Origin of the sequence: Vallitalea sp. (assembly GCF_025211055.1) — a bacterium.
In the GTDB taxonomy this organism is placed as follows: Bacteria; Bacillota; Clostridia; order Lachnospirales; family Vallitaleaceae; genus Vallitalea.
Genome location: NZ_JAOARO010000043.1, coordinates 1 through 9,976, shown reverse-complemented (window position 1 = coordinate 9,976; position 9,976 = coordinate 1). Strand labels below are relative to the sequence as shown.

4 protein-coding genes and 1 pseudogene are annotated in these 9,976 nt (G+C 32.7%); 4 read left to right on the top strand and 1 reads right to left on the bottom strand.

The features are described from left to right. A pseudogene (locus N4A55_RS05770) lies at window positions 1–306 on the top strand (transposase); the annotation flags it as partial. Between the two features lie 232 nt (window positions 307–538). On the opposite strand, the gene N4A55_RS05765 reads toward N4A55_RS05770, so the two are convergent. Then, window positions 539–3,016 (bottom strand): SpoIID/LytB domain-containing protein, encoded by a 2,478-nt coding sequence (locus N4A55_RS05765; RefSeq protein WP_293754569.1) that lies wholly within the window; start codon window positions 3,014–3,016, stop codon window positions 539–541. Window positions 3,017–3,480: 464 nt separating this feature from the next. Here N4A55_RS05765 and gltB point away from each other — a divergent pair, with 464 nt between their 5' ends. The 3 genes from gltB to N4A55_RS05750 all read left to right on the top strand — a co-directional run. Further along, entirely contained in the window at window positions 3,481–8,013 is a 4,533-nt protein-coding gene (gene gltB / locus N4A55_RS05760) for a glutamate synthase large subunit (RefSeq protein WP_293754567.1), read from the top strand. After that, complete coding sequence (locus N4A55_RS05755) at window positions 8,013–9,476, top strand: glutamate synthase subunit beta (protein WP_293754565.1); 1,464 nt, start codon at window positions 8,013–8,015, stop codon at window positions 9,474–9,476. Before gltB ends, N4A55_RS05755 begins: the two co-directional genes overlap by 1 nt. A 326-nt stretch (window positions 9,477–9,802) precedes the next feature. Further along, the coding region (locus tag N4A55_RS05750) for a cold-shock protein (RefSeq protein WP_293754570.1) at window positions 9,803–9,976 on the top strand (174 nt) is incomplete at its 3' end.

Below are 9,976 nucleotides of genomic sequence, written 5' to 3'. Positions count from 1 at the left end.
TTGATGTTAAAAAATGCAAGCATTGTCCTCATAAGGAAGGATGTTATTAAAGAAGGAGCAAAAACCAAAAGTTACTCAGTTAGTATTAAATCTGTTGAGCATACAACTCAAGCTGCATTTCAACAAACTGATTACTTTAAAAAAAAATCTAAAGAACGTTATAAAATAGAAGCTAAAAATAGTGAATTAAAATGTAGGCATGGATATGATGTTGCATCATCTTCAGGTCTTGTTGGCATGGAATTGCAGGGTGCAATAACCATATTTGCAGTAAATCTAAAAAGAATTTTGAAATTATTAGGGTAAAAATACCCTATACAAACGAGAAAAAAGACGATTTAGAATCCAACTTTGGATAAATAAATCGTCTTTTTTAATATCCTTCATTTGAAGTGTTTGAAAATACCTAGATTTTCAGTGGCCTCCACTTAGAGCAAGTCTCTTTTTTATTTCATTCTTCTATAAGGATTTGTTTCATTATCACCTATTTGTAGGTTAGATATTTTATTAGATTATTAGAACATCATGAAGAAAATATCTAATATATCTCTTTAATCTTAGTTCCCTCATAATAATGATTCAGTATTTTATTAAAATCATATCCTTTATCAACCATACCTTTTACACCATTTTGACTCATTCCAACACCGTGACCATAGCCACCCCCTCTGAATAGAATCTTTATTAGATTACCATCCTTATCATACTCTTTATCTATTATATAAAAAGCACTAGGCATTAACTTATCAACTATCTTTTCACTTTTGTTCTGTAATATTACCGGAACTGTTTCTTTACCTTCTATATAACTAATTGGCGAAACCAATAACCTAATATTATATTCTGTTGATACCTTTACAATACCTTCAGAACCTTCAATAATCATTTCGGTAATGTTACCCCCTTTACCTCTTTTATATATACCAATATCTTTTAGAGTACCAATACTATCAATAGGTCTGCTTCTGAATATTTTATTCTCATCAAGAGTCTTAATAAGTTTTGGCTGTTTCTTATATTGTTTACCAATAGTATTGTTAATACAGGATTCAATATGCTCTTTCGTTAATTCAACTGACCATCTATAATAGGCAAACTTCTTATCATAACTATCAATCTTATCATCTAATATAAACTCTCTAAATAGCTCTCCGTCTTCTAGATTATCATACTTGGTTTCACCATCAAATTGAGGTTTAGCCCTAAGATACTTAGGAGAAGTTGTGGGAAACTCTCTATTACTATAATGTGGCCATACTTCTCCTGAACTTGCTGTAAAACCACATGAAGTTGAAAAGAAATTAGCAGAAACCACATTACCATTATATGTTAATCCCATTTTGCTAGTTTCATTTACAGCTCTTATTGATGTTTCATTTTCAGGTGCATTATTATAGACTTGTGAACTAACACTATCAATAACATGGGCACCATATTTACAATATCTGTTAGAATAAAACTGAGTATACGCATAACTCCTAGCGCAGACAGCTTGTGTTTTAGACGCCTCTATACCATATGAAGTAGGCATTTCACTAGGTACAACTGCATATAGATACTCTTCAACAGGAACCTCATTCACAATTAAATAACCTTCTTTTTCTTTTGCAATCTCTATTATTCCTCTATAAGAAGGATTATAATTATTTCCTCTCTTAATACTATTGATTGTTATCTTACCATTATCTAATGATTTAACGTATATCCTATCACAAGATTCAAAATAATTATCATTAATGCTTATAATATCTCCTGCTTTAGTTTGCTTTTTATTATTTCCATACTCTATTATGTAATCAGTTGTTGCTGTTATTGATACATTTTTATGATATTTACTCCTAAATTTATTGGTGCTTATTAGCACTCTTATATTATTAATATCCACCTTATCCCTAATAACTGCTGCACATACTAATCCATTATCATCAACAACGAAATCAGCGGAATCATATCCAACAATGATATTATTAATACTTTTCCAACGAATACCATTTACCGTTGAATAGATTTTCGCATCATCTGTTAGAAAATATGTGCGAAATTCATCTAAGCTGACTTTGTCACTGCTCATTAACAAAACTTTACCTGCAACTTTTTGCTCTTTTAATAAAATACCAGTAATATGTCCATTATCAATAATGATATCTCCTATTACATCATTCTTCTGCTTGTATTTATCATGATTTATTGTTAGTTCTCTACTAATTCCTCCCATAAACACAGTCGCAATATTTCCATCAATCTTTTCAATATACGCATTTGTAAGTTTTGGTGTTTCATTTATAACTCTCTTAACAGCGACAATTTCTCTGTCCCTAATTATTACTTCAATCTCTTTATCCAAATATCGGTCAAGTGTCAAACCTTCAAAAGTATACATGCCATAATTAGTAGCCATTTGCCATGAATTCAAACTAACACTATTAGCTGGTGTTGCAAATACAGTTAATTTTTTGACTCTTATTCCACCTTCATCTTTATTCTTTTCACATAGTACTTTATAGAAGCTCATAAAATCTTTATAACTTACTGCTTCATCCTTATTAGTTAGATCTATCTTTAAGTTATCTAAATCAATATCCAATCTTTCACCAATAGTTAGTAATTCACTAATAGTTAAAGGTCTCAGTGGATTAAAAGTCTTACTACCACCTAACATCCATTTATTAATTACTACCATATTAATATATTTGTCAAACCAATTTTCTGGTGTAGTATCTTGAAATTCTATTTCTCTATCACTGATTTCAATAGTTCTTTTGTCAAAATTTGCAAGTGATATCATTTTTGCTGCCACAGCTCTTGTAACAATCATATCGCTTTTAATAGCAACTGGCGGTTCACTAATTTTTTCTACATTATCTCCTTTAGGATTCACCAAATCATTATCTATATTGTTTACAGCCTGATTATTACTACGTATTGAATTATCTTGTATTGTATCCTTAGTTGTTGTACATGCACATAACATGATTATTATTAATAAAGTCACACCTATAATTTTACTATATTTCATTTAATAACCCCCATATATTGTTTCCTTTGTAAAATATATACTCCACAATATATTTTATCACAGATTCTAATTTTATACTAATAAATTAAGTTACCTGCCAAGATATTTGTTAATAGTTTATAATTAATAACTTAATCTTGTATAATATATATATTATTTTAGACTTCTTTATACCTATTTTTTATTGTTCTTACAATTTTATATTCTAAAATGATGGATGTTTAGTAATATAATTCATATTCCAAGTTGTTTCTGGTAATCTTTTTATATATTAAATCTAAAAAAACTGTGTTATTATAAATAAAACGAGCATAAATCTATCTAAGTTTTTACTCATTATCATAATAAATAAAAGCACATTATGAATGTCCCAATGTTTTATCCTTCATTGTATTGAATTATCTAATAATTTATGTTATACTATCTTCAACACTTTGTAAATACATAATTAAGGAGGTAACGATATGAATAAATACTATGGATTACCTAAAAAACAAGGTCTATACGATCCACAATTTGAAAAAGATAACTGTGGAGTTGGCTTTGTAGCTCATATGAAAGGTAAAAAATCCCATACAATTATAGAGCAAGGACTAGACGTATTAGTTAATCTAACTCATCGTGGAGCAGTAGGTTCTGATCCAGATTCTGGTGATGGTGCTGGTATCTTAATCCAAATCCCTCATGAATTCTTAAAAAAAGAGATGGCTTCATTAGATTTCACTCTACCCGAAGAAGGTGATTACGGTGTTGGAATGATTTTCCTCCCTCAAGAACCTAATGCAAGATATTTCTGTGAAGGTGTTTTTGAAAAATATCTTACCAGTGAAAATCTTGAATTAATTGGTTGGAGACATGTCCCTGTTAATGAAAGAGCCTGTGGTCTGACTGCAAGAGGAACAATTCCTGTAGTACATCAGATTTTTATTAAAAGAGGTAATCTTTCTACAACAGAATTCGAAACCAAATTATATATTGTTAGAAAACTGGTTGAAAAAGCTATAAGAGAAGCATCTCATACTTATACTGAAGCTTTTTACATTAGTAGCCTTTCAAGTAAGACAATGATATATAAAGGACAGCTACTTGCTAGACAAATTCCAGAATTCTACCCTGATCTAAAAGAGCCTTCAATGGTTAGTGCTATTGCTTTAGTTCACCAAAGATATAGTACTAATACCTTTCCATCATGGGATAGAGCCCAACCATTCCGTTTCTTGGCTCATAATGGTGAGATTAATACTCTTAGAGGTAATGTGAATTGGATGAACGCAAGAGAAGGTATCTTCAAATCAGATATTCTAGGAGAAGATATCAAAAAACTCTTCCCAATAATAACACCTGATGGATCAGATTCCATGAATTTAGATAATGCATTGGAACTACTAGTAGCCAGCGGAAAATCTTTATCACATGCTATATCTATGCTGATACCAGAAGCATGGCAAGAACATACTACTATGGATGAAGATAAGAAAGCTTACTATGAGTATCATGCAAAACTCATGGAGCCTTGGGATGGTCCTGCCGGTATTGCATTCACAGATGGTACCAAAATCGGTGCTACACTTGACCGTAACGGACTTCGTCCAGCAAGATATTTAGTGACTGATGATAATTTGGTTGTAATGGCATCTGAAACAGGAGTACTTCCTTTTGAATCAAAAAATATAATCAAAAAAGGAAGATTAGAACCTGGTAAGATGTTTTTAATAGATACTAATGAAGGAAGAATAATCTCAGATGAAGAAATCAAAAAAGAATTATCATCTAAGAAACCATATAAAAAATGGGTGAATAAGAATAAATTAACTATGGAAGATTTACCTTATCCTCATGACCCAGCAGTGCTTAGTCAAGATAGAATTATAAGAATACAAAAAGTTTTTGGTTATACCGAAGAAGAACTAAAAAGAATTATTGCTCCTATGGTTGAATTAGGTAAAGAAGCTATCAGCTCAATGGGTAATGATGCCCCTCTTGCTGTGTTATCAGAAAAACCTCAGCTGCTAAGCAATTACTTCAAGCAGTTATTTGCACAAGTAACAAATCCACCTATTGACCCTATACGTGAAAAATTAGTTATGTCCCTAAAACAATTTATTGGTTATAAAGGAAATATCTTAGGTGAGCTAAATGAAAAGAAAAATATTAACTTCATTGAATTAGATTCACCTATACTTGATAACGCTAGTTTTGAAAAGATACGTCATATTCACCATAAAGATTTCAGAGCAGTTAAAATACCAATTATCTTTCCTGTTTCCAAAGAAAGTGAAGGTCTAGAGGAAGCTCTTGACTCTCTCAATGAAAGAGTTATAAGTAACATTAATGAAGGATATAATGTGATTATTTTAAGCGATCGTAACATTGATAAATATAATGCTCCTATACCTAGTTTATTAGCTACTTCAAGTGTTCATCATCACTTGATTAAGCAAAAATTAAGAACCAAAGTAGATATTATCGTAGAGACTGGTGACGCTAGAGATGTTATGCATATGGCATTGTTAATAGGTTATGGTGCTACTGCTGTCAATCCTTATGTTGCTCTTGATACTATTATGCATCTAGTTGAAAACAAATTATATGTTACAGAAGATATATCCTATGACGAAGCTTACTCAAGATATAAAAAAGCTATAGGAAATGGTTTATTAAAGATATTATCAAAAATGGGTATTGGAACACTTCAAAGTTATCATGGAGCACAGATTTTTGAAGCTGTAGGTATTAACAGTGATATTATAAACAAATACTTCCCTGGAACACCTTCAAGAATACAAGGGATCGGCATTGATATTATTGCAAAAGAAGTAATTATGCGCCATAGCGTAGCCTTTAATTCACTTAGAAACCCTTATCAGAACCTATTAGAAGGTGGTAATTTACATTGGAGAAAAGAATCTGAAGCACATTTATTCAATCCAGATACTATTAGTAAATTACAACAATCTTGTAAAACTAATAATTACGATTTATACAAAGAATATGCAATGCTTATCAATAACCAAAGCGAAAAACTATGTACAATACGTAGTATGTTAGATTTTTCTACAATGGGTGCTATACCTCTAAGTGAAGTTGAACCTGTAGAGAATATAGTAAAACGTTTTGCAACAGGCGCTATGTCATTTGGTTCACTAAGTAAAGAAGTTCATGAAACTCTGGCATTAGCTATGAATAAATTAGGTGGTAAATCAAACTCTGGAGAAGGTGGCGAGGACCCCGCTAGATTCGTAAAAGATAAAGATGGTAGCTCAAGAAATAGTGCTATCAAGCAGGTAGCTTCTGGACGTTTTGGTGTAACTGCTGAATATCTTGTTAACGCAGAGGAAATACAGATTAAAATGGCTCAAGGAGCAAAACCAGGTGAAGGCGGTCATCTACCAGGACACAAAGTAACCGAAGCCATAGCTAAGGTACGTCACTCAACACCAGGTATTGACCTTATTTCACCACCACCTCATCACGACATCTATTCTATAGAAGACCTTGCTCAACTTATTTACGACCTCAAAAACATTAATGAAGAGGCAAGAATCAATGTTAAACTTGTTTCGGAGGTTGGTGTAGGAACAGTTGCGGCTGGTGTAGCTAAGGCACATGCTGATGTAGTTCTTGTATCAGGGCATGATGGAGGTACAGGTGCTTCACCAGCAAGTTCTATCAAATACGCTGGTCTTCCTTGGGAACTTGGATTGGCTGAAACTCAACAAACATTACTTATGAACGACCTTCGTAGTCGTATTATTGTTCAGACAGACGGTCAGCTAAAGACTGGTAGAGATGTTGCAATCGCCGCATTACTTGGAGCAGAGGAATTTGGTTTTGCAACAGCCGCATTAGTAGTTAGTGGATGTATAATGATGAGAAAATGTCAAAAGAATACATGTCCTGTAGGCGTTGCGACACAAGACCCTGAGTTACGTAAACATTTTAAAGGCAAACCAGAACATCTAATTAATTTCTTTACCTTCTTAGCAACTGAACTTAGAGAATATATGGCAGAAATGGGCTTTAGAACAATTGATGAAATGGTTGGACGTGTGGATATGTTAAAACCAAACAAATCCAAGATGCATTGGAAAGCAAGGGCTATTGATTTCGATTCTATTTTATATAGACCAGAACTTCCATCAAGAATACAACCAAAATGTGTTAAAGAGCAAGAACATGGTTTGGAAGATATTTTTGATAGAACTCTAATATCTAATGCAGCTGAAGCAATTGATTCAAAGAGCAAAGTATACAAAGAATATCCAGTTAAAAACATCCATAGAAGTGTAGGAACTATGTTAGCAGGTACAGTAGCAAAGAAATATGGTGATAACGGTTTAATTGATGATACAATACATTACAAATTCAATGGTTCTGCTGGTCAGAGTTTTGGTGGGTTCGCTACTTCTGGTATGACATTAGAACTTGAAGGTGATGCTAATGATTACTTAGGTAAAGGCTTATCTGGCGGAAAGATTATAGTATATCCTTATAAGAATGCTACCTTTGATGCAGACGATAATATCATAGTAGGTAATACGTTATTGTACGGAGCAACAGATGGTGAAGTGTATATTAATGGTATTGCAGGAGAACGTTTTGCAGTTAGAAACTCTGGTGCTACAGCAGTAGTTGAAGGTGTTGGAGATCATGGTTGTGAATACATGACAGGTGGTATTGCTCTGATTCTTGGTTCAACTGGTAGAAATTTTGGTGCTGGTATGAGTGGTGGTATAGCGTATGTCCTTGATGAAATAGGTGATTTTGAAAAGAATAGATGTAACTATCAATTAATTATTACAGAAACTATCCAAGATGAAGACATTACAAGAATCAAAAGATTATTAGAAAATCATATTAAATATACTAATAGTGAAAAAGCAAAAAAAATTATTAGTAATTTTGAGCAATACAAAGATAAGTTTATTAGAGTTATTTCTCCAGCGTACAAAGAAATATTATTAGAAAAAAACCTTGAATTTAGGGGGTGCAGATAATGGGTAAAGCTACAGGTTTCAAAGAGTTTGAAAGAAAATCAGGAAATTATAAACCAGAGTTAGACAGAATCAACAATTTTGATGATATTTATGTTTCACTAGAAGATGAAGAGATTAAAGTGCAAGCTTCTAGATGCATGGATTGCGGAGTGCCGTTTTGCAGCTATAACTGTCCTCTTGGTAATATCATCCCTGACTATAACGACTTAGTATATAATAATCAGTGGGATAAAGCTTTAGAAGTTCTTCATACTACTAATAACTTCCCAGAATTTACTGGTAAAATATGTCCTGCTCTATGTGAATCAGGATGCGTACTTGGTATTAATAGAAAGCCCATCACATGTAAACAGATAGAACTTGCAATTATAGAAAAAGGTTGGGAAAAAGGTATAGTAAAACCTCAACCACCTGCCGTATATACTGGCAAAAAAATAGCTGTTGTAGGTTCTGGCCCATCTGGACTGGCTACCGCTCAACAATTAGCAAGAGTAGGTCATACAGTTACTGTTTATGAACGTGCAGATGCAATTGGGGGCTGCCTAAGATATGGTATACCTGATTACAAACTTCCACAACTCTATATAGATCGTAGAGTTAATCAAATGGAAGAAGAAGGTGTTACTTTTAAGACTAATACAAACGTAGGTAAAGATGTGAGCGTAGAACACTTGAAAAACAAGTATGATGTAATATGCTTGACAGGTGGTTCAACAACACCTAGAGACCTTGATGTATCAGGCAGAGATTTGGATGGCATCCATTTTGCAATGGAATTCCTTCCACAAGCTAACAAAAGGAATGCTGGAAGAGATATTCCTGCTAACATGTCCATAACTGCAAAAGATAAAAAGGTAATTGTTATAGGTGGTGGAGATACAGGCTCTGACTGTGTAGGTACTTCAATTAGACAAGGTGCTGCTGATGTAATACAACTTGAATTACTCGATGCTCCTCCTGCCGAAAGAAGCCCAGGACAGCCTTGGCCAATTTATCCAATGATTCTTAGAACTTCTACCTCTCATAAGGAAGCAATGGCTAAGTTTGGTAAGGATATAAGGAACTACAGCATTGCTACTAAGTCATTTGAAGGCAAAGACGGAAAAGTAACAAAAATCAATTGTGTAAAACTTAGGTGGATTACTGATGAAAACGGTAGAAAGACTATGAAAGAAGTTGAAGGCAGTGAATTTAGGCTTGATGCTGATTTGGTGCTTTTTGCTATGGGATTCTTACATCCTGAGCATAAAGGTATGTTAGATGACCTTGAAGTGGAATATGACGGACGTGGTAATGTATTAGCTGCTGCTAATTGCATGACCAATGTTGAAGGAGTTTTTGCTGCTGGTGACATGAGACGTGGTCAATCACTAGTTGTTCATGCAATAGCTGAAGGACGAAAACTTGCTAAATCAGTTGATGAATATCTTATGGGTACTACTTACCTAAGAAGTTCATTATAATAAAAGCGAATATGACAAATAGATTTTTTAAAAGAATTGAGAAGTTTATTTTAATATATAATTATTTTACTATTATTTTTCTAATAATTAGTATGGTAATATTTATATATGTATAAGGTAAATATTACCATACTAAACCAAATAATTTTACAAAATGACGTTTTCATGGTAAAATTACACTGAAAATCAAAATAAAAACATAAAATTTTATATTTATTGAATAAAAATATTATTTTTTTTTAAAATAAAATTTGACATTTCTCGCTGTATATGATAGTCTATATTAGTAAAGAATTACAAATAATTTTATTTCGGAGGATGTTTTAATGAAAACAGGTATCGTAAAATGGTTTAACAGCGAAAAAGGATTTGGATTCATTTGTGTTGAAGGTGAAGATGATGTATTTGTACATTTTTCTGCAATTCAAGGTGATGGATTTAAAACTCTAGAAGAAGGCCAAAAAGTTGAATTCGAAGTTGTCGAAGGCGCTAGAGGACCT

What these genes read in the sequence shown, in the direction of transcription:
- N4A55_RS05765 (WP_293754569.1), bottom strand. Translation starts at nt 3,016, where the DNA reads ATGAAATATAGTAAAATTATAGGTGTGACTTTATTAATAATAATCATG.
- gltB (WP_293754567.1), top strand. Translation starts at nt 3,481, where the DNA reads ATGAATAAATACTATGGATTACCTAAAAAACAAGGTCTATACGATCCA.
- N4A55_RS05755 (WP_293754565.1), top strand. Translation starts at nt 8,013, where the DNA reads ATGGGTAAAGCTACAGGTTTCAAAGAGTTTGAAAGAAAATCAGGAAAT.